Origin of the sequence: Streptomyces sp. NBC_00775, assembly GCF_036347135.1 — a bacterium.
Classification (GTDB): domain Bacteria; phylum Actinomycetota; class Actinomycetes; order Streptomycetales; family Streptomycetaceae; genus Streptomyces; species Streptomyces lutosisoli.
The window spans coordinates 1305954-1325870 of the sequence record NZ_CP108938.1 but is presented as its reverse complement, the minus strand read 5'-3'; the positions used below and the strand labels follow the sequence as shown (position 1 = coordinate 1325870).

The 19917-nt window shown below is 69.2% G+C and carries 18 protein-coding genes and 3 pseudogenes; 13 read left to right on the top strand and 8 right to left on the bottom strand.

From position 1 onward, the window contains the following. Positions 1 to 151 precede the first annotated feature (151 nt). Positions 152 to 3211, top strand: a complete 3060-nt coding sequence (locus OIC96_RS06155) for an alpha-L-rhamnosidase (RefSeq protein ID WP_406502297.1) — start codon at positions 152 to 154, stop codon at positions 3209 to 3211. Between the two features lie 128 nt (positions 3212 to 3339). Here OIC96_RS06155 and OIC96_RS06150 read toward each other — a convergent pair whose 3' ends face one another. The 5 genes from OIC96_RS06150 to OIC96_RS06130 all read right to left on the bottom strand — a co-directional run bounded on the left by OIC96_RS06150 (position 3340) and on the right by OIC96_RS06130 (position 7850). Further along, positions 3340 to 3522, bottom strand: coding sequence for a hypothetical protein (locus tag OIC96_RS06150; protein ID WP_330308887.1), 183 nt, complete (start codon positions 3520 to 3522; stop codon positions 3340 to 3342). A gap of 165 nt (positions 3523 to 3687) precedes the next feature. Then, positions 3688 to 4719, bottom strand: a complete 1032-nt coding sequence (locus OIC96_RS06145) for a LacI family DNA-binding transcriptional regulator (protein ID WP_330308888.1) — start codon at positions 4717 to 4719, stop codon at positions 3688 to 3690. A 75-nt stretch (positions 4720 to 4794) separates the two neighbouring features. Next, positions 4795 to 5631 carry an ATP-binding cassette domain-containing protein gene (locus OIC96_RS06140; protein WP_330308889.1) on the bottom strand — a complete coding sequence of 279 codons (837 nt, stop codon included), beginning with the start codon at positions 5629 to 5631 and terminating at the stop codon, positions 4795 to 4797. Next, the gene (locus OIC96_RS06135) at positions 5628 to 6623 is read right to left on the bottom strand and encodes an ABC transporter permease (protein ID WP_330308890.1); all 996 of its coding nucleotides are present in this window, start codon (positions 6621 to 6623) and stop codon (positions 5628 to 5630) included. Before OIC96_RS06135 ends, OIC96_RS06140 begins: the two co-directional genes overlap by 4 nt. A 210-nt stretch (positions 6624 to 6833) precedes the next feature. After that, positions 6834 to 7850 (bottom strand): sugar ABC transporter substrate-binding protein, encoded by a 1017-nt coding sequence (locus OIC96_RS06130; RefSeq protein WP_330308891.1) that lies wholly within the window; start codon positions 7848 to 7850, stop codon positions 6834 to 6836. Positions 7851 to 8109: 259 nt separating this feature from the next. Between OIC96_RS06130 and OIC96_RS06125 the strand changes: the two genes are divergently transcribed. The 3 genes and pseudogenes from OIC96_RS06125 (at position 8110) to OIC96_RS06115 (ending at position 10125) form a co-directional block, all read left to right on the top strand. Continuing rightward, on the top strand, positions 8110 to 9072 hold the full coding sequence (locus tag OIC96_RS06125; protein ID WP_330308892.1) for a carbohydrate kinase family protein: 963 nt from the start codon (positions 8110 to 8112) through the stop codon (positions 9070 to 9072). Positions 9073 to 9329: 257 nt separating this feature from the next. After that, positions 9330 to 9755 (top strand): annotated as a pseudogene (locus tag OIC96_RS06120) (GH32 C-terminal domain-containing protein); the annotation flags it as partial. A gap of 67 nt (positions 9756 to 9822) precedes the next feature. After that, positions 9823 to 10125, top strand: a complete 303-nt coding sequence (locus tag OIC96_RS06115) for a putative quinol monooxygenase (RefSeq protein WP_330308893.1) — start codon at positions 9823 to 9825, stop codon at positions 10123 to 10125. 85 nt (positions 10126 to 10210) lie between these two features. Here OIC96_RS06115 and OIC96_RS49820 read toward each other — a convergent pair. Together OIC96_RS49820 and OIC96_RS06110 are read right to left on the bottom strand one after the other, a co-directional pair. Further along, a pseudogene (locus OIC96_RS49820) lies at positions 10211 to 10333 on the bottom strand (IS630 family transposase); the annotation flags it as partial. A gap of 85 nt (positions 10334 to 10418) precedes the next feature. Further along, a pseudogene (locus tag OIC96_RS06110) lies at positions 10419 to 10592 on the bottom strand (ISAzo13-like element transposase-related protein); the annotation flags it as partial. A gap of 180 nt (positions 10593 to 10772) precedes the next feature. On the opposite strand from OIC96_RS06110, the gene OIC96_RS06105 reads away from it, so the two are divergent. Then, positions 10773 to 11543 (top strand): SDR family NAD(P)-dependent oxidoreductase, encoded by a 771-nt coding sequence (locus OIC96_RS06105; RefSeq protein WP_330308894.1) that lies wholly within the window; start codon positions 10773 to 10775, stop codon positions 11541 to 11543. On the opposite strand, the gene OIC96_RS06100 is transcribed toward OIC96_RS06105, so the two are convergent. Beyond that, positions 11506 to 12156: a hypothetical protein gene (locus OIC96_RS06100; RefSeq protein WP_330308895.1), complete on the bottom strand. Its 651-nt coding sequence runs from the start codon at positions 12154 to 12156 to the stop codon at positions 11506 to 11508. The two genes, OIC96_RS06105 and OIC96_RS06100, sit on opposite strands and share 38 nt — an antisense overlap. A 421-nt stretch (positions 12157 to 12577) precedes the next feature. Between OIC96_RS06100 and OIC96_RS06095 the strand changes: the two genes are divergently transcribed. The 8 genes from OIC96_RS06095 (at position 12578) to fdxA (ending at position 19539) form a co-directional block, all read left to right on the top strand. Continuing rightward, positions 12578 to 12880 carry a hypothetical protein gene (locus OIC96_RS06095; RefSeq protein ID WP_330308896.1) on the top strand — a complete coding sequence of 101 codons (303 nt, stop codon included), beginning with the start codon at positions 12578 to 12580 and terminating at the stop codon, positions 12878 to 12880. A 300-nt stretch (positions 12881 to 13180) separates the two neighbouring features. Further along, entirely contained in the window at positions 13181 to 13879 is a 699-nt protein-coding gene (locus OIC96_RS06090; protein ID WP_330308897.1) for a nuclear transport factor 2 family protein, read from the top strand. A gap of 1 nt (position 13880) precedes the next feature. After that, positions 13881 to 14612: a nuclear transport factor 2 family protein gene (locus OIC96_RS06085; RefSeq protein WP_330308898.1), complete on the top strand. Its 732-nt coding sequence runs from the start codon at positions 13881 to 13883 to the stop codon at positions 14610 to 14612. An 11-nt stretch (positions 14613 to 14623) separates the two neighbouring features. Continuing rightward, complete coding sequence (locus OIC96_RS06080) at positions 14624 to 15301, top strand: nuclear transport factor 2 family protein (protein ID WP_330308899.1); 678 nt, start codon at positions 14624 to 14626, stop codon at positions 15299 to 15301. A gap of 37 nt (positions 15302 to 15338) precedes the next feature. Continuing rightward, positions 15339 to 16061: a nuclear transport factor 2 family protein gene (locus OIC96_RS06075; RefSeq protein ID WP_330308900.1), complete on the top strand. Its 723-nt coding sequence runs from the start codon at positions 15339 to 15341 to the stop codon at positions 16059 to 16061. Between the two features lie 195 nt (positions 16062 to 16256). Next, positions 16257 to 18140, top strand: coding sequence for a 2-oxoacid:acceptor oxidoreductase subunit alpha (locus OIC96_RS06070; RefSeq protein ID WP_330308901.1), 1884 nt, complete (start codon positions 16257 to 16259; stop codon positions 18138 to 18140). After that, the gene (locus OIC96_RS06065) at positions 18137 to 19222 is read left to right on the top strand and encodes a 2-oxoacid:ferredoxin oxidoreductase subunit beta (protein ID WP_330308902.1); all 1086 of its coding nucleotides are present in this window, start codon (positions 18137 to 18139) and stop codon (positions 19220 to 19222) included. Before OIC96_RS06070 ends, OIC96_RS06065 begins: the two co-directional genes overlap by 4 nt. After that, positions 19219 to 19539 (top strand): ferredoxin, encoded by a 321-nt coding sequence (fdxA, locus tag OIC96_RS06060; protein WP_330308903.1) that lies wholly within the window; start codon positions 19219 to 19221, stop codon positions 19537 to 19539. The genes OIC96_RS06065 and fdxA overlap by 4 nt, the downstream gene beginning before the upstream one ends. Positions 19540 to 19917 lie beyond the last annotated feature (378 nt).

Genomic DNA, 19917 nt, shown 5'->3' with positions numbered 1-19917 from the left:
CACCCGAAGGGACGAAGGTGTGAGCAATGCACCCCACCATGCGGACGGCACGGACCGCGACCTCGGCCTCGGCCTCGACGAGAGCGACGCTGCCAGCGCACGCCACGCGGGAGTCCGCCGTAGAACCGTGCTCGCGGCGACGGCCGGCGCGGTGCCGGTAGTGGCCGGCGTCGTGGGCGGCTCGGCCGCCGCGCAGGCGGCACCGTCCCGCCGTCCGGACGCCGCGGTGACCGGACTGACCGTGGAACACCGCACCGACCCGCTCGGCGTGGACGCCGAACGGCCGCGCTTCGGCTGGCGCATGCGGTCCGGGTCGCGCGGGCGGAGCCAGGGGGCGTACCAGATCCTGGTGGCGAGCTCACCGGACAGGCTGACCGCCCATCGCGCGGACGTCTGGAACAGCGGCCGCGTGCGCTCCGCCGAGTCCGTGGCCGTCCGCTACGCGGGTAAGGCGCTGAACGCCTCGACCCGCTACCACTGGACCGTCACCGTCTGGGACGCCGAAGGCCGTCCGGTCGGTGCGGCGCCCCCCGCCTTCTTCGAGACCGGCCTCATGAGCACCGACGGCGTCGGCGGATGGGAGGGCGCGCAGTGGATCGGGATGAAGGGGAAGGCTCCCAACTCGGCCGGGGCGCCAATGCTGCGGAAGGTAGCAGCCCTGAAGGACCGGCCCGGGGTCCGCGAGGCGCGGCTGTACGTCTCGGCCCTCGGCGTGTACGAGGCCTACCTCAACGGACGCCATGTGACCGTGGAGCAGGACGGCGGCACTACGATCGAACTGCTGCCCCCGGGCTCGACGAATTACGACGCGCGCGTCAACTACATGACGTATGACGTCACCGAGCTCGTGACACGGGAGCCGGACGTCACCCTCGCGGTCGTCCTGGGCAACGGCTGGTACAACGGCCGTATATCCGACGGCAGTACGTACTACTCGGAGGACGGCAACGCCCTGGCCGTCAAGGCCAAGCTGCTGATCCGGTACGCCGACGGTTCGACGCAGACCGTGGTGACCGCACCCGGCGACGACTGGAGGGCCACCGACACCGGCCCCTACCGCGCCGACGACATCTACGACGGCCAGACCTACGACGCCCGCAAGGAGCTGCCGGGCTGGACGGCGCACGGGTTCGACGACGCCGCCTGGTCGGACGTGGAGCGAGTCGCCTTCGACGACAAGTTCCCGGACGCGCAGCTCCTCGCCTACCCGGGCGAGACCGCACGCTTCATGCACCGCTGGGACCGACGGCCGCAGTCGATCACCGTCGCCACTGGGGTGACCGGGCAGGACGGCAGCCCCAACGGCCGGGGCCGCATCGTCGTGGATCCCGACCGGACGGTGACCGATCCCGCGAAGGCGGCCTCCGCCTCGGTCACGATCGGCAGTGGTGAGACGGGCGTCTTCGACCTCGGTCAGAACATGGTCGGCGTGGCCCGCTACAGCCTGCGCGGCTCCGCCGGAGCCAAGGTCGAGTTCAAGTTCGGTGAGATGCTCAACGACGACAGCGCCGGCGCGGACGGCCCCGAGGGCTCCCTCTACCGGGCCAACCTCCGCAGCGCCAAGGCCACCAGTACGTACATCCTCAGGGGCGACCGGCAGGGCGAGACCCATCAGGACTCCCTGACCTTCTACGGCTTCCGCTACGTCTCCGTCACCGCGACGGACACCGTCACGATCACCGGCCTGACCGGCAAGGTCGCCACGTCGGCGATCCGCGAGACCGGCACCGTCACCACCAATGACGCCGACATCAACCAGCTGGCGAGCAACATCCGTTGGGGCCAGCGCGGCAACTACCTCTGGGTGCCCACGGACTGCCCGCAGCGCGACGAACGCCTCGGCTGGACCGGCGACACCCAGGTCTTCTCCACGACCGGTCTGTACAACGTGGACGCTGGTGTCTTCCTCAGTCACTTCCAGGACACGGTCGTCGACTCCCAGGCCATCTACGGCATGGACAAGGCACAGTTCACTGGAGTCGCCCCCACCGGACGTTTCAACTTCCCGGGCGGCGGCAGTGGTTGGGCCGACGCCGGTGTCATCGTGCCGTGGACCGTGTGGCAGATGACCGGTGACGCGACCATCGTCAAGGACAACTGGCCGGCGATGACCCGCTACCTGGACTGGATCCAGGAGCAGACCGGCGACACCTATGCCGGACAGGGCTCCCTCACCGGCGACTGGCTTGGGCCGCAGAAGACCAGCGCCCAGATGATGAGCGACGTCTACTACGGCTACAGCACCCGGCTGATGGCACAGATGGCCCGCGCGATCGGCAGAACGGCCGAAGGGGAGGCGTACGACCGGCTCTTCGGACGCATCAAGCAGGCGTTCATCACCAAGTACCTGAGCACCGAGGGCGGCACGGTCACGGTCAAGTCCAGCCTCGGCGACGCCTCCCCGATCGAACCGGGCTCCGACCCCAACCAGAAGACGGAGGACAACAGCCAGACAGCGCTGCTCTGGGTCCTCAAGCTCGGCTTCTACGAAACGGAGGCTCAACGCCGCACGCTCGTCGGGCATCTCGCCGACAACATCGGCAACGACGACGCCTACAAGGCCGCGCACCCGAACAGCATCCGGGTCAGGTACGCCGAGAACACGCTGTCCGTCGGCTTCCTCGGCGTCAACGTCCTCGCCCCCGTCCTCACCGACGAGGGCCGCGCGGACCTGGCGTACAAGCTGCTGCACCAGGACGCGCTGCCGTCCTGGCTGTTCTCGGTGAAGAACGGTGCCACCACGGTCTGGGAACGCTGGAACTCGTACTCCAAGGAAGAGGGGTTCGGGCCGGTCGGCATGAACTCCTTCAACCACTACGCCTACGGCGCGATCATGGAGTGGATGTACGCCTACATGGCCGGCATCGCCCGCGACCCGGACAGCCCCGGCTTCAAGCACTTTGTCCTTCAGCCCCACGTCGATCCCACCGGCAGGATCACGCAGGTGTCGGGCTCGCACGAGTCGCCCTACGGCGCGATCAGGAGCGAGTGGAGGGTGGAGGACGGAGGCAGGGTCCTTGTGTACGACGCGGTCGTGCCCGCCAACAGCGAGGCGACGCTGCGACTTTCAGCCGTCTCCGCCGATGCCGTCCGCGAAGGACGGACTCCGCTGGCCCGAGTGGACGGGGTGCGTCTGCTCGGCCACGAGGACGGCGTGGCCTCGTACCGGTTGCCCTCGGGCCGATACCACCTGACCGCCCGACTCCGCTGATCTGTCGACGTCCGATCGGCAGACGCCGATCAGACAGGTGTCGATCAGGCGGGTGTCGACATCACGAAGCGGCCGTGTCCGCGGCGCCGAGGGGGCATCGCGGACACGGTCATCGACAGCACGCTCTCCTACGCCGCGGTGGCCGGCCGCACGTCGGGTGTGACCCCGAGGGCGTCGACGATGAGCGCGTGGGAGTGGCGGCGGGCTTCCTGGCCGGGGCGCGGGGCTGTCGCCCGGCCGCGGTGCGGGAGGAACGGCCCGTACAGATAACGGCCCAGGATCCTTCTCGCGTAGGCGCGCCTGTTCCGCAACGAGGAGCAGCGAAGGGAGGACCACCTCCGCCCGCGTGCAGAGCACCGATGACGGTCGTGCCGCGGCCGGTCGTACGGCGGTGCTCTTCCGAGGCGCTCAGGGACGTACCACCTGCGGATTCGCCGCCCTACCGAAGAGCGCCATGTCAGCGAGCCAACTCCAGGTCACGTTTCCTGCAGCGCAGGGACAGGGAGTTCGCCCGAGCCCCGGACGATCAGCCGGGTGGGAACGGTGATGGTGCGGGCGCGGGTGCGGTCGCCGTCGAGGCGGGTCAGGGCGGTGGTCGCTGCCGCTCTGCCGAGTTCTTCCGGGTCCTGGGCGACGACGGTCAGGGCCGGCTCGAGTGCCGCGGCGAGCGAGACGTCGTCGAAGGCGACGACGGCGACGTCCTTGCGCTTGCTGCGGGCCAGTTCGGCGACTATCCCCAGCGCCATGATGTTGTTGCCGGCGAACAGGGCTGTGGGGGGATCGGCCAGGCCGAGGAGTTGGGCGGTCGCGGCCTCGGCCCCTCGCTGGTCGTGGGCGTTGGCTACGAGCGAGCGGTCGTTGGGGATGTCGGCTTCCTGGAGTGCCGAGCGGTAGCCGGCCATACGCTCACGGCGGGTGTACAGCTTCACGGGCAGGTCGCCGACGAAGCCGATGCGCCGGTGTCCGTGGGCGACGAGGTGGGCGACGCCGTCGTGGGCTCCGGCCCGGTTGGAGCTGACGATGCTGTCCGTGGCGAGGCCGACTCCGGGGCGGTCGAGGAAAATCACGGGCAGTCCCGCCGTACGGTGGGACTTGAGGTGGGTGTGGTCGGCGCCGACGGACGGAACGACGATCAGGATGCTGACCCGCCGGGCGAGGAACTTGTCCGTCAGGGCGCGTTCGCGATCGGGGTCGTCCGCGGAGGAGCCCATGAGCAGGGTCAGTCCGCGGTCGCGGACGGTGTCCTCGATGGCGCGGGCCACGGCTCCGAAGAAGGGGTTGGCGAGGTCGGGAATGACCAGGCCGATGGTGGTGTCCGGGCCGCCGACGCGGATGTTGCGGGCCATCAGGTTCGGCTGGAAGCCGAGCTTGGCCACTGCGGCCAGTACCTGTTCCCTGGTCTGCGCGGAAGCGGGTCCGTCCTCGTTGAGGACTCGGGAGACCGTCTTGGCACTGACGCCGACTTCGCGGGCGACGTCGGCCAGGGTGGGGCGGCGGTTCGCTGCCATGGAGAAGCCGTCTCCTGAAGGCTCTCGGTTCCGGCCGCGGCCTCGGCCGGAACAAGCGAGAGCTGGTTTGTGCTGTTAGGTGGCCCGAACTCCGGCGGCCTTCGCGGCCTCCGAATCCGCTACGACAGTATCTCCGGCTTCGTCGACGGTGAGAGCCCCGGTCATGATGGCGACGACCTCGGCCATGGAGTAGTCGGACGGCTTGATCACGGCAGCGCGCCGGCCGAGGCGGTGGACGTGGATCCGGTCGGCGATCTCGAAGACGTGGGGCATGTTGTGACTGATCAGGACGACCGGCATGCCCTTGTCCCGGACCCGGCGGATGAGGTCCAGGACTTGGCCGGACTCCTTGACGCCGAGGGCGGCGGTGGGTTCGTCCATGACGACGACGGAGCGGGCCCAGGCGACGGAACGGGCGACCGCGACGGCCTGCCGCTGTCCGCCGGAGAGCGTCTCCACCGACTGCGTCAGCGAGCGCAGGCCGATCTTCAGGTCGGCCATGTGCTCGGCGGCCTCCTGGCGCATGCGCTTCTTGTCCAGCATGCGGAAGACACTGCCGAGGACGCCGGGGCGGCGCAGCTCGCGCCCGAGGAACATGTTCGAGGCGATGTCCATGGAGGCGGCCACGGCGAGGTCCTGATAGACCGTCTCGATGCCGTGGGCGCGTGCGCTCTGCGGGCCGGAGAAGGTGATGGGCTCGCCGTGGAGTCGTATCTCGCCCGCGTCGGGGGTCACCGCGCCGGTGAGGGCCTTGATCAGGCTGGTCTTGCCGGCGCCGTTGTCGCCGATGACGGCGAGGACCTCGCCGGGGAGCAGGTCGAAGTCGGCGCCGTCGATGGCGGTGACCTGGCCGTACCGCTTGACCAGACCGCGGGCCTGCAGCACGGGCGTGGGGGAGGAGGTGGCGGTCATCGGGCCTTCTTCCGGGAGAGCTGGTCGACGGTCACCGCGAGGATCACCAGGACTCCGGTGATCAGGGTCTGGTAGATGGAGGCGACGCCCATCAGCTGAAGGCCGTTGCGGAACACGCCGACGATGAGGACGCCGATGAAGGTGCCCAGGACCGAGCCGCGTCCGCCGAAGAGGCTGGTGCCGCCGAGGACCACGGCGGTGATGCTGTCGAGGTTGTCGGTCTGCCCCGCCTGCGGGTCGCCGACTCCGGTGCGGGAGATGAGCAGCAGGGCGGCGATGCCGTACAGCAGGCCGGCGACGGTGTAGATGCCGATGGTGAGGCGGGAGGTACGGATGCCGTTCAGCCGGGCGGCCTCGGCGCTGTTGCCCAGGGCGTACACGTGCCGGCCCCAGCCGGTGTTGCTCAACGCGTAGGCGAGGAGGAGGAACAAGGCGATGGTGACGAGGGAGCCGTACGTGATGTCCGTGTGGCCCAGCGGGAAGGTCTCCCCGAGGGCCGTCAGCGGGCCGGGCAGACTGGTGACCGTCTGCTCCTCGGAGTAGATGTGGGTCAGCGCGAACGCCACGTTGAGCATGCCGAGGGTGACGATGAACGGCGGCAGTGGGATCTTCTGCACCAGCAACCCGTTGAGCAGACCGAACCCGCCGCAGACCGCCAGGCCCAGGGCGATGGCGAGGAGCGGGGGCAGGGAGCCCTCGGCGGCCATCTTGGCGATCACGATGCTGCCGAACGCCATCACCGCCCCGCACGACAGGTCGATCCCCGCCGTGAGGATGATCAGGGTCTGCCCGATGGCGAGGGTGCCCACGACCATGACCTGCTGCACGATCAGCGAGAAGTTCCCGCCGGTCAGGAACTGGTCGGTCGAGAAGGAGAAGAAGGCGCAGGCCAGGAGGAGGGCGGCCAGGGGTCCGGTGGTCGGCGCCGTGAGCAGTCTGCGGGCCGTGGTCGGTGCCTTGAGCTCCGAGTACGGCGTTGTCGTGGCTGTCATGCGAAGTCCTTGTCGGAAGACAGATGTCCTGGTCGGAGGACGAGGGCAGAAGCCCCGCCGACGGGACAAGGGGGGCGGCCGTCCCTGGTCGGGGAGGTGGGCCGACCGCCCCGCTGAGGGGAGTGGCGGTGTCGTACGGTCCTGGGGCTGTCGTCACCTGCCCGCCTGCCTGGGGCGGACGACGGGAATGTGACGACAGGCCCTGGGGGCTCAGCCCCAGCAGTTCTCCAGGCCGTAGGCGGTGTCCTTCGACGTGACCCCGTCCTGCGCCTTGTTGGTGATCAGCGTGACGCCGGTGTCGGTGTAACCGGACGCCTTCTTGCCGTCCTTGGCGTACGTCACGACGGCCTTGACGCCCTCGGCGGCCATCTTCAGCGGGTACTGCTGCGAAGTCGCGGCGATCTTGCCGTCCTTGACGGCCTGGGTGCCGGTACAGCCGCCGTCGACAGAGACGATCAGGACGTCCTTCTCCCGGCCCTTGGCCTTCAGCGCGGTGTACGCGCCCAGGGCCGCCGGTTCGTTGATGGTGTAGACGACGTTGATGTCGGGTGACTTCTGCAGGCAGTTCTCCATCGCGGTCTGGCCCTTGGCCTGGTCACCACCCGTGTCCTGGGCACACACGACGTCCTTGTCGGTGGCGCCGAAGCCCTTCAGGAAACCGTTGTGCCGCTGGACGCCGACGGAGACGCCCGGCGCCAGGTCGAGGGCGGCTATCTTCGCCGTCTTCCCCTTCATGGCGGCCTTGGCGTACTCGCCGATCAGCTGGCCGGCCTTGAGGTTGTCGGTGGCGAAGAGGGCGTCGACCGCGCTCTCCGGCTCGGTCGGCGTGTCCAGCGCGATGACCAGAACACCCTTGGCGCGGGCCTTCTGGATCGCGGGCACGATCGCCTTGGAGTCGCTCGGAGTGATCAGGATGCCCTTGACCCCGGCGGCGACCATGTTCTCGATGGCGGTGACCTGCCCGGCGTTGTCCCCGTCGAACTTGCCTGCCGCGGTGGACAGTTGGGCACCGTTCTCCTTGGCGGCCTTCTCCGCGCCCTCCTTCATCTTCACGAAGAACGGGTTGGTGTCGGTCTTGGTGATCAGACCGACTTTCACCTTGCCCGAGCCGGAGCTCGTGGAGCCCGAACCGGAGCCGGACCCGCAGGCCGTCAGGGTGAGTGCCGCGACGCCCGTGACCGCGGCGGCTCGGAGGAGGGACGAGGACAGGCGAGTGGTGCGAGACATGATCGACTCCTGTGGGATAGCGGGTGGCACGGGGGTTGGGATCAGAGCATGCCGCCCGAGGTGTCATCGTTGACTTATGTCATCGTTGACACTGCCTGGCCAGGATGATGGACTCCGGATCCCGGCAACGTCAATGCCTTCCACTCGTCACAAATCGGCAACGCCCGTAGCCGTCGGCTGCGCGCGGCCGGTCAGTGGCTGTGTCGCCGCGCCGCCCCTTTGCCCTGTCTTTCCGAGCCTTTCCGAGAGAGAGCAGCCCATGAGCCCGCGTCAGATCACCGTTCTGGGAGAGTGCGTCGCGGACGCCTTCGCCGAACCGGCAAACGCCTCGAACGAGCTCGCCCTGCGGGTGCTGCCTGGCGGCGGACCTGCGAATACGGCGGTGGCCCTGGCCCGGCTGGACACGCCGGCCCGCTTCCTCGCACGCCTGTCCGGCGATGTGTTCGGCCGCCTGTTCCGGGCCCACCTGGAGGCGTCCGGCGTCGACCTGTCGTACGCCGTCGCCGCCGCCGAGCCCAGCACGCTGGCCGTGGCGGAGCTGGACGCCACCGGGCAGGCCGCGTTCTCGTTCCATGCGCAGAACACGGCCGACTGGCAGTGGACTCCAGGGGAACTGGCAGGGGTGGATCTGTCCGAAACGGCCTGTGTGCACACCGGGTCGCTGGCGCTGGTCCGTGAGCCCGGCGGGGCGGTGGTGGAGGAGTTCCTGGCGGCTGCTGCTCCGCGGGCCACCATCAGCATCGATCCCAACGTCCGGCCGCTGCTGGTGCGCCCCGAGGTCTACCGCGCCCGGCTGGCGCACTGGTGCGCTCTCGCCGACATCCTGCGGCTGAGCGAGGACGACCTGGAACTCCTCCTGCCGGGCACTCCGCCCGAGCAGGCGTGCGACATCTGGCACGCGGCGGGGGTACGGCTCGTCGTGATCACGCTCGGCGCCGACGGCGCCCTGGCCTCGCTCGACGGCGAACGGCTGCGGGTGCCCGCGGTGGCCACGCGGGTCGTCGACACGGTCGGCGCGGGGGACTCCTTCACCGCCGGCCTGCTGCACCACCTCGGCGCCCGCGGACTCCTCGGTGGCCGGCTGACCGATCTCGGTCTCGACGAGGTCGCGGAAGCCTGCCGGTTCGGCACCCGGGTCGCGGCCCTGACCTGCTCGGTCGCCGGTCCCAATCCGCCGTGGCGGCGCCAGTTGGCACAGCTTACGACCGCCGGCGGCACCTGACGGGCTGGCGGGCGGGCCGCGCCGGGCAGTTCCGCCCCGACCCTTGACGCATCGGCCGGATTCCGCTCATCATCGGGCCACTTGATGTCACCGATGACACAAGTCAACGATGACACCCCTGGTTCGGCCGCGTGGACGACGACGTCGACCAGGGCGTCACGTTTCGGTCGGTCCACACACGAGCCGCAGGCTCCGCCCAGCGGACGGCCACAGCACAGGAGACACCATGAGCTCTGGACGTGTATCCGGGCATGCTCTCGGAGACCCTGATCGGCCCCGCGGCGCAGGGCAAGCCTCTCGACATCGAGGCGACCTTCTCCCTCAAGGACGCCGAACGCTTCGGTCTGAAGGTGCGCACCGGCGCGAATGGCGAGGAGACCGTCATCGGCTACGACACCACGACTCAGGAGCTGTACGTCGACCGCACCCACTCCGGCGCCGTGGACTTCAACAGCGCCTTCCCCGGCGTCCGGACCGCACTGAAGGCCGAGAACGGCAAGGAGAAGCTGCGGATCCTCCTCGACTGGTCGTCCGTCGAGATGTTCGGTGGCAGCGGCGAGGTTTCGATCACCGACCAGATCTTCCCCGACCCCGCCGGCCAGGGAGCGCAGGTCTTCGCCGAGAACGGCTCGGTGAAGCTGGACAAGGCCGTCGTCTGCCACCGCGACTCCGCCCACAAGTGACGTTCACGACCGACGCCCACGACTGACGCATACACCTGACGCCCACGACTGACAAGGACACGAGACCGTGAAGAAAACCCTGCTCGCCGAGTTCACCGCCCGCGAGGGAGCACAGGACGAGGTCGCCCGTCTGATCGGCGACTACGCCCTGAAGGTGCGCGAGGAAGAAGGCAACCTCGCCTTCGACGTCTACACCAAGGCAGCCGCCCCGCGCGCCTTCTGGATCTTCGAGGTGTACCGGGACGAGGACGCCTTCCAGGCGCACCTGAAGGCCCCGTACGGCGGCCCTTTCAACGCCGCCCTCGTTCCGCTGATCGAAGAGGACGCCTCCGTGCTGACGTTCCTGAACCCGCTGGCCACGAATCCGTAACGAGCCGTTGGCATGGGCCTCCACCGGGGCGCGGTCTCATCCCGCCGCCACCGGCCGGGATGGTGGCGCGAAGGCTGTAGCGGCCCAGACCACGGGCGACGACTGCGGTGTCGTCACCCCGGACGAAGCGCTCGGCGGCCTCTCTCCGCAATCGCTCGCGAAACGCCCGACGTTCGGCGGCCGGCCCGCCACCCTGCGCGTACCTCATGAAGACGGCGTACCGCTCGGACCACCAGCTGTCAGCCCTCACGACACCACGCTTTGAAGGTCAGTAACAGGCCATCTCAATTGGGGCCGATCAGTTCCTTCTTCTTCGTGTCCACGCTGATAATGGGAGCCCCGCCGTCCTGGTGTTTGCGGGCCTGTTCGTTGAGGTAGTGGAATTGCGCGTCCCGGCCGGGGTGTTGCTTGCCTTCCAGGGTCTTGGCATTGCCCTGCAGGCTGAAGACCTTCTCGCGCAGGAGGTCGCTGGGGTGATGAACGCGCCGAGGGGCCGCGCCCCAGACGGGGCGACGGCAGTCACGGTCATACCAGCCATCCGAAGGCGCGATGCCCCTGGACGGCACGGATCCTTGTTCTCGCTAATACGGCCTACCTACGCTTCCAGGACCGCACTCCGGCGGCATGGAACAAGGGATATGGCAATCATGGGTCGACTGGCCGGGAAAATCGCCTTCATCAGCGGAACGGGGGCCGGAATTGGGCGGGCTGCCGCCCAGATATTTGCCGCGGAAGGCGCCGCCGTATTCGGCTGTGACATCGATTCCGACTCCGCGGCCGAAACGGTGGCGCTGGTGGAGAAGGCAGGGGGAGTCATGAAGTCCTTCGACGGCCTCGATCTGTCGACCGAGGGCGGCGCCCGGGAGTGGATCGAAGCCGGCATAGCGGCCTTCGGTGGGATTGACATCCTTTACAACAACGCCTCGGCGCTGCGGAACGGGCCGTTCGAGACCATGCTCGCCGAGGACTGGTACTTCACCATCAAGAACGAGCTCGACATCCCGTACTTCTGCACGCAGGCGGCCTGGCCGCACCTGATCGCCCGGGGCGGCGGCGCTGTCCTCAACGTCGCGTCGGTCGCCGCCGTGCGGGGCGCCCCGTTCATGCCGATGGTGCCGCACGGCGCTGCCAAGGGCGGGGTACTGGCGATGAGCAAGCACCTGTGCGCGGCCGGCGCCCCGCACCACATCCGCGTCAACACCGTCGCGCCCGGTATGACCCGCACCTCCGCGACCGCTCCCTTCCTCGATGACCCGAACGGGCCGAAAGCCCAGCTGGAGGCGCGTATCCCGGTGGGCCGCGTGGGGCAGCCGGAGGACATCGCACGCGCCGCGGCCTTCCTCTGCTCCGACGAGGCCGCATTCGTCAACGGCGCCAACCTCATGGTCGACGGCGGCGACAGTGCGATGGCGGGCTGACCGGCGGCATGCCCCGTCGAACGCCGGGAGTACGCGGCTCGATCACGTCGGCGTCAACGTCCGCGATCTGCGCGCACTGGATCCGCTGATCGCCGCCCTCACCGAGGAACACCGGCTGGGTGACTGCCGGCGCAGAAGGCGTTGTGTCGCGGGCGGAGCCCTGCGCGGCGCAGGCAGGCGTGACGGCTTCGTCGGACTCACCTTCGCAGGTGGCCGACAGGCTCGTGCGCGCCAGAACGTTGGCGATGAACTGCCGGTCGCCGTTGCTCTTTGCGAGGTGCGGGGACTGGTAGAAGTACGGGCAGGCGGTGTTGTACCGGCGGGCATCGAAGTAGGCCCAGCCCTTGAGCCGGGCCGGGCCAGCAGCCAGAAACAGGCCGCGTAGGGAGTTGTCCCCTACGGCGGCAGGCCGACCTACACCGGTCCGAAGAGCGCCGCACCGGTGTAGGTCGGCCTGCCGCCGACCACGATCACGCTGGTATCGGCCGCGTCGCACACCGGGCGAGGGCGAGGCCAATATCCGGGTGCCGACCGAGCGCAGCGGGCCGCACGCCGCAGTGTCGACGCTGTCCGCGCCGCCCACCACCAGCCCGGCGCTTACGCGCCACGTCAAGGACGAGTTCCGCGTGTCCGCGCCGGAGCCGTGACAGAGGGCCGCTGAGATACCGATTGCCGCACGGCATGCGAACGGTCAAAGTTTTTGTTGACGGCGCGGAGAATCAAGAAATCCGGCCAAGCGCCTTCGCGCGCGGATTCACCTCGAAGTCACTGCAGAGTCGCCACGGGCGGGGAGGCGCGGCGCGCCACCGGGGCCGTGAGGGCGGCCCTTCCCCATTCCCGGACATCGCACAAGGGGTCGTACGGCACATATTCATGTCGCATGCCATCCATGTTGCGACGCGATTTCCGATCGCTTCCGGCCACGCGCGGCGCTCGCTACTGTGACGACACCGGAGCCGCCGATGCGGCCCCGCTCGCACCGGCCTCGCGGTCGGTTCCGTGAGCGGGGGTCCCCAGAGCCGAAGGAACGCCGCATGACCACCATCACGTCCGAGCCGGGCCGCTGCGGCGCCATGCTCGCCGTGCGGTGCGTGCCGGTCCGGTCCGATGGCACGCGGCGGCGCGTTTCCTTCACCGACGGCCGTTGCCATGACACGGGACCGTCCATGAGCGCTCTCGGCGGTTCGATGCCCACGCCGACCGGCTGCAAGAAGGCTTCCACGGTGATGTACACGGGCCGGCCGTGCCGCCCCGCCCACGCGGCGCCCAGCGCCCGTACGTTGCTGAGAAACGGATCCCGCCCGGGGCCGGTTCGCGGCTTCGCGCGTCACGCCTGACACGGCATCACCGCACCCTTCATTTCCGTCACCCCCTCCCTCGCCTTCTCCGGCGACGATCGCGGCCCCCGCGCGTCCGCCGAACACGGCGTCCCGGCTGATTTCCGCCGGTGACCGGGCCGGTGGCAGGACCGGTGCCCGGGCAAGTGACAAGCCGTCGGTGTGCTGCGCCGCGACACCCGTCAACACCCATCCCGAGCAGTGCCGCGCGCCCGCCTGCCCAGGGCGCTCGCTCCCACCACCACGGCTGCGACCACGACGGCTCCGACCATGACCTCCGACCACAAAGGATGAGAAAAGTTGGACGACCACGACACCGTCACACCCGATCTGGAGAGGGAACTCCAGCGCCTGGAGGACGTCCAGGCGATCCACAACCTCATGGGCCGGCGCGCGTACCTGCACTCGGCCGGCCTCAACGACCGCGAGCTCCTGGAGTGCTGGGCGACGGACGCCCCCGGCGTCTCCTTCGAGGCCGAGGACTGGGGCGTGTGGGACGGCTGGGACCACATCTGGAACGCGTACGTGGAGAAGAACCCCTTCCCCGCCGGCACCCCGGGCCTGCTCATCGAGCACACGCTGACGACGCCCGTCATCGAGGTGGCCGGTGACGGCCTGACCGCCAAGGGGGTGTGGATCTCCCCGGGGCACGAGACCTTCCCGGTGCCGGATGGCCTTCCCGCCGCCCACTGGTCATGGGGCCGCTACGGCGTCGACTTCCTCAAGGAGGGCGGCGCCTGGCGGATCTGGCACCTCCACGTCTACACCACTTTTCGCACCCCGTACGAGCAGGACTGGGTCGAGACCTCGGTCAACCGCCCCGCCCATCTCCCGGAGGAGGGAGAGGTCGTTCCCGGCATGCCGGTGGTGGACCGGGCGGTGACCTTCAACCAGCCGTACACGCTCGGCGCGGTCCCCGTTCTGCAGCCCCCGCCGCCCGCACCGTACGGGACCTGGCACGAGACCACCGGCTACACCGACCCGCCGAAGGAGGCCTGAGGTGACGACATCGACCGGGACCCCGACGACCCTGACCAAGGCCCAGCGGCTGCACCGGATCAGGGCGGTGCACGAGATCCACAACCTCATCGGCCGCCACGCCTACTTCAACGCGGCCGGCCACTACGACGACCTCATCGGCGCCTTCGCCTGCCACACCCCCGGCGTGACGGTCGAGCTGGCCGACTGGGGTGTGTACGAGGGACTGGACGGAGCCCGCGCCGCGCTGGTCGGGCCGCTGCTGGAGATGGCCCGCCGCAACGGGGAGGGCATGCGAGCCGAGTACCCGGAGCTGGACATCCAGGACGACCGCGCGGGGATGCTGCTGGAGAGCGCGTTCACGACCCCAGTCATCCAGGTCGCCGAGGACGGCGGCTCGGCCCGCGGCGTGTGGATGGTGATGGCCGCGCAGACGGGCTTCAACCCCGACGCGGGACGGCCCGAGGCCGGCTGGGCGTGGGTGCACTACGCCGTCGACTTCGTCCACGAGGAGGACGGGGAGGACGGCGCCTGGCGGATCCTGCGTCTGCGGGTCGTGCCGCGCTTCCGTACCGCCTACGGCGTCAGCTGGGTCGAGAGCTCGCCGCGCGAGCAGGCGCCGCCGCCGCTGACCACGACGTCCGACCGGCCGTCCACCGCGCCCCTCAACGACTACTCCGTCACCCGCGTGGCGACGTACGACCCCGTCCCCCCGGAGCCGTACCGCACCTTCGACGACCTCCCGCCCCTGTAAAGGACCGCCACATGGCACAGGACCAGGACGACTTCGACAGGCGGCTGCGACGCCTGGAGGACATCCACGAGATCAACAACCTCATGGGCATGCACGAGTACCTGCACGCCGCGGGGCGCAACGGCGAGGAGTTCGAGAAGCTCTTCGCCAAGGACGCACCCGGCCTGACCTTCGACCCCGAGGACTGGGGCGTCTTCGAGGGCGCGGAGACCGTCAAGGGCTGCTACGTCGACGGCGCCCCGCCGGAGATGCCGGGGCTCATGACCGAGCACGCCGCCACCACCCCCGTGATCGAGATCGCCGAGGACGGCCTGACCGCCAAGGGCGTGTGGATCTCCCCGGGCCACGAGACCTTTCCCCTGCCGGACGGTCCGCCCATCGCCCACTGGTCGTGGGGCCGCTACGGCATCGACTTCGTCAAGGAGAGCGGCGCGTGGAAGTTCTGGCACTTCCACATCTACACCACCTTCCGCACGCCCTATCACCAGAGCTGGGTCGAGTCCTCGATCCACCGGCCGCCCTACTTCCCCGAACCCGGGCAGCTCATGGAGGGCATGACGCCCCCGTCGCGCCCGGTCAGCTTCAACCAGCCCTACCGCGTCGACACGGCCCAGGAGCCGGCGCCGGTCCCGCCCGTGCCGTACCGGACGTTCGGCGAGACCTGGTCGTACACCGACCAGCCCATCTGAGCCCCCGTCAGCGAGTCCCATCAACGAGGAGCCGTACATGAGCGACACCGCGGAACTGACCGCCGACCAGAAGATCCAGAAGGTCCTGGACATCCACGAGGTCCAGAACGTGATGAGCCGGCACGCCTACTACCACGGGCTCGGCAAGAACGCCGAGGAGCTCGAGGCGATCTGGGTCAAGGAGACCCCGGAGCCCACCTTCGCCCAGAACCAGGGCTACTACGTCGGATACGAGTCGATCGCCTACTACTACGGCGAGCTGAACCGCATCATGCAGCGGGCCAACCTCAAGCTGCTGCGTCAGCACTACCCCGAGCTGGCGGAGTCCGACGACAACCTGGGCGCCGGCAACTTGATCATGCACCCGTTGACCACCCCGATCATCGAGATCGCCGACGACGGAGAGACCGCCAAGGGCATGTGGTACTCCCCGGGCCAGGTCACCGAGGTCATGCCGCCTGATTACAAGCCCGTCGCGAACTGGATCTGGGAGAAGTACGGCGTCGACCTCGTCCGCGAGAGGGGCCACTGGAAGATCTGGCACCTGCACGTCTACACGGACTTCTTCACGCCGGTCGGCGCGAGCTGGGCGGACCTGACCGCCGATGCGCCGATGGGTGTCGGCGGCCCCGCGGTGGAACTGCCGCGCCCGGACGTCGAGGAGGAGACCTACAAGGTCTACAGCCACACCCAGCTGCCGCAGGACCTGCCGCGCATGCCCGAGCCCTACCGCACCTTCAGCGAGACCTTCAGTTACTGACGAGGTGTCTGACGCCTACTGACCGCCCGCCGCTCCGGTGACCGCCGCCCAGGACGCGGCTTCCTGGGCGGCCGTCCGCGGGACGCCATCCCGCCTCGCTCTTTTCCCCGACGTGCTGGAGGCCTTCGTGTCCCATTTGCCTGCCACGCAGAACCGCCGTGCCCCGCTCGCCTGCAGCGGGCCAGGAGGACAGCTATGACCTCGCGCATCACCTCAGGAACCGTCCCGCGTCCTCCCGTGCCCTTGGAGCGCGTCGTCATCCGCTTCGCCGGCGACTCCGGCGACGGTATGCAGCTCGCGGGCGACCGGCTGTCCGCCGACAGCGCCGCATTCGGCAACGACCTGGCGACCCGCCCGGACTTCCCGGCCGAGATCCGCGCCCCGCAGGGCACGGTGCCGGGTGTCTCCTCGTTCCAGGTGCACTTCGCCGACTACGACATCCTCACCCCCGGCGACCGCCCCGACGTGCTCGTCGCGATGAACCCGGCGGCCCTCAAGGCCAACGCCACTGACCTGCCGCCGGGCGCGACCGTGATCGTCAACACCGATGAGTTCACCCGCCGCAACCTGCAGCGCGCGAACTATGCGACGTCACCGCTTCAGGACGCGACCCTGAGCGGGCACGTCGTCCACCAGGTGCCCATGAGCAGCCTGACGCGTGCTGCGCTCGCCGACAGCGGCTTGTCCCGCAAGGACGCGGAGCGGGCGAAGAACATGTTCGCCCTCGGTCTGATCGCCTGGATGTACGGCCGCCCCACCGCCGGCACGGAGACCTTCCTGCGGCGGAAGTTCGCCGGCCGCCCGGAGGTGGCCGAGGCCAACGTCACCGCCTTCTGGACGGGCTGGAACTACGGCGAGACCACGGAGGCGTTCGCCACCACGTACGAGATCGCCCCCGCCAATCTGCCGCCCGGCACGTATCGGCAGATCACCGGCAACACCGCGCTCGCTCTCGGGCTGACTGCCGCCGGGCAGCGAGCGGGCCTTCCCGTGCTGCTCGGCAGCTACCCGATCACCCCGGCCTCCGACATCCTCCACGAACTCGCCCGGCACAAGGAGTTCGGCGTCCTCACCCTCCAGGCGGAGGACGAGATCGCCGGGATCGGCGCCGCCCTCGGAGCGGCCTTCGGCGGGGCGCTGGGAGTCACCTCCACCTCCGGGCCGGGGCTCGCCCTGAAGAGCGAGATCCTCGGTCTGGCGGTGATGACCGAGCTGCCACTGGTCGTGATCGACGTCCAGCGCGGCGGCCCGTCCACCGGGCTGCCCACCAAGACCGAGCAGTCCGACCTGCTGCAGGCCATGCACGGCCGCAATGGTGAGGCCCCGCTGCCCGTCATCGCTCCGCGCTCGCCCGGCGACTGCTTCGACGCCGCCCTGGAAGCGGCCCGGATCGCGCTCGCCTACCGCACCCCGGTCCTGCTCCTGTCGGACGGAGCGCTGGCGAACGGCTCCGAACCGTGGCGGATCCCGGATCCTGACGACCTGCCGGACCTGCGTGTGGAATTCGCGACCGAGCCCAACGCCCCCGACGGGTCGGGGGCGTTCTGGCCGTATCTGCGCGACCGGACCACCCTTGCCCGACCGTGGGCGATCCCGGGCACGCCAGGCCTGGAGCATCGCATCGGCGGCCTGGAGAAGTCCGACGGCCCAGGAACGATCTCCTACGACTCGGCCAACCACGAGCGCATGGTCCACCTGCGCCAGGCGAAGATCGACGGCATAGACGTGCCCGACGTCGAGATCGAGGACCCCGACGGGCGGGCGGACGTACTGGTGCTCGGCTGGGGTTCGACGTACGGGCCGATCGGCGCGGCCTGCCGCCGGGTGCGGGCCCGCGGACTGCCCGTGGCCCAGACCCATCTGCGGCATCTACGGCCCTTCCCGGGCAATCTCGGCGCGGTTCTGCGTGCCTACCGGCAGGTGGTGGTGCCCGAGATGAACCTCGGCCAGCTCGCCGGGCTGCTGCGTGCCGCGTACGGAGTGGACGTGGTCAGCCGTTCGAAGGTCACCGGCCAGCCCTTCGGAGCCGAGGAGCTCGCCGACGCCCTCGTATCCGTGATCAAAGGAGAATCGGCATGACCACGAAGCAGCTCGGCATGCCGGGCAGGCACGGCCTGGACGGCGTGCCACCGGCCGACGGTCCGCAGTCCGCCAAGGACTACCGCTCGGACCAGGAAGTCCGCTGGTGCCCCGGCTGCGGGGACTATGCCGTACTGGCTGCGGTCCAGTCCTTCCTGCCCGATCTCGGACTGCGCCGCGAGAACATCGTCTTCATCTCGGGCATCGGTTGCTCGTCCCGCTTCCCGTACTACCTCGACACCTACGGAATGCACTCCGTGCACGGGCGTGCCCCCACCCTCGCCACCGGCCTCGCCGTCACCCGCCCGGATCTCAGCGTCTGGGTGGTCACCGGTGACGGCGACGCGCTGTCCATCGGGGGAAACCACCTCATCCACGCCCTGCGGCGCAACGTCAACCTGAAGATCCTGCTCTTCAACAACCGGATCTACGGACTGACCAAGGGCCAGTACTCTCCCACCTCGGAACCCGGGAAGGTCACCAAGTCGACCCCACTGGGCTCGGTCGACCACCCTTTCAACCCGGTCTCGCTCGCCCTCGGTGCGGAGGCGACCTTCGTGGCCCGAGCCCTGGACTCCGACCGCGCGCAACTCACCGAGGTGCTACGGGCGGCGGCCGAGCACAGGGGCACGGCCTTGGTCGAGATCTACCAGAACTGCCCGGTCTTCAACGACGGCGCCTTCGACGCTGTGAAGGATCCCGGGGAGCGTGTCCAACGGATCATCCCCCTGCGCGACGGAGAGCCGGTGCGCTTCGGGGCCGAGGGAGAGTACGGCGTCGCGCGCGACCCCCGCACCGGAGGACTGCGTGTGGCCCCGGTCGCCGAGACGGGCGAGGACGCTCTGATCGTGCACGACGCCGCGGCCGGCGACCCCACGCAGGCGTTCGCCCTGTCCCGGCTGGACAGCGGAGACCACGGCCCGGTCGTGCCCGTCGGGGTATTCCAGGCGGCTCGGCGTCCCACCTACGACGACCTGGTACGGCAGCAGGCGGGCAGGAGCGGGGGCGGCGGCACTCTGCGGGACCTGCTGCGAGGCCGCGACGCCTGGACCGTCGAACCGCATCGGAGGAATACCCCATGACGTACGTCATCGCCCAGCCCTGCGTGGACGTGAAGGACCGGGCATGCGTGGAGGAATGCCCCGTGGACTGCATCTACGAGGGCGAGCGCATGCTCTATATCCACCCGGAGGAATGCGTCGACTGCGGCGCCTGCGAACCCGTGTGCCCGGTCGAGGCGATCTTCTATTCCGAGGATGTGCCGCCGGAATGGGCCGCCTTCGCCAACGCCGGCGAGGTCTTCTTCACCAGCCTCGGCTCTCCAGGAGGCGCCTCCGGGACCGGCCCGATATCGGCGGACGCCCCGCTCGTCGCCGAATTTCCAGCACCCGCCCATTGACCGTCGGCGAATCCCGTTTCTCCGAGAAGCCAGAATCAGGGGCATCGCATTACGTGATGCCCGGGGGAACCGAAGGACGGAGCCGGAATTGCGCATCAATGAGAAGGCCGGGATTCCCCCCATCGTTTCCAGGAATGGCAGCCATCAACACGAAGCCGATGCCGATGCGTTCTCACCGTGTCGTACGGAGTGTTGAATTCGAGGCCACCACATATCTCATTCAGTCAGCGTCGACGTTGAGGAGTTCAGGGTGTTGAGGCGTACAGCGTTGTCACTTATCGGGTCATCCGTCCTGGTGGCCGCCACCGGCTGTGCCGGATCGGGCACGGCGAAGTCCGGACAGAAGACCTTCACGATGTCCGCGTTTCCGACCGGAAA

Bases quoted from the DNA above. Each gene is read 5' to 3' on its own strand.
- OIC96_RS06145 (WP_330308888.1), bottom strand. From the start codon at position 4,719: ATGGCAGCGAACCGCCGCCCCACCCTGGCCGACGTCGCCCGCGAAGTC.
- OIC96_RS06140 (WP_330308889.1), bottom strand. From the start codon at position 5,631: ATGACCGCCACCTCCTCCCCCACGCCCGTGCTGCAGGCCCGCGGTCTG.
- OIC96_RS06135 (WP_330308890.1), bottom strand. From the start codon at position 6,623: ATGACAGCCACGACAACGCCGTACTCGGAGCTCAAGGCACCGACCACG.
- OIC96_RS06130 (WP_330308891.1), bottom strand. From the start codon at position 7,850: ATGTCTCGCACCACTCGCCTGTCCTCGTCCCTCCTCCGAGCCGCCGCG.
- OIC96_RS06125 (WP_330308892.1), top strand. From the start codon at position 8,110: ATGAGCCCGCGTCAGATCACCGTTCTGGGAGAGTGCGTCGCGGACGCC.
- OIC96_RS06105 (WP_330308894.1), top strand. From the start codon at position 10,773: ATGGGTCGACTGGCCGGGAAAATCGCCTTCATCAGCGGAACGGGGGCC.
- OIC96_RS06095 (WP_330308896.1), top strand. From the start codon at position 12,578: ATGACCACCATCACGTCCGAGCCGGGCCGCTGCGGCGCCATGCTCGCC.
- OIC96_RS06080 (WP_330308899.1), top strand. From the start codon at position 14,624: ATGGCACAGGACCAGGACGACTTCGACAGGCGGCTGCGACGCCTGGAG.
- OIC96_RS06075 (WP_330308900.1), top strand. From the start codon at position 15,339: ATGAGCGACACCGCGGAACTGACCGCCGACCAGAAGATCCAGAAGGTC.
- OIC96_RS06070 (WP_330308901.1), top strand. From the start codon at position 16,257: ATGACCTCGCGCATCACCTCAGGAACCGTCCCGCGTCCTCCCGTGCCC.
- OIC96_RS06065 (WP_330308902.1), top strand. From the start codon at position 18,137: ATGACCACGAAGCAGCTCGGCATGCCGGGCAGGCACGGCCTGGACGGC.
- fdxA (WP_330308903.1), top strand. From the start codon at position 19,219: ATGACGTACGTCATCGCCCAGCCCTGCGTGGACGTGAAGGACCGGGCA.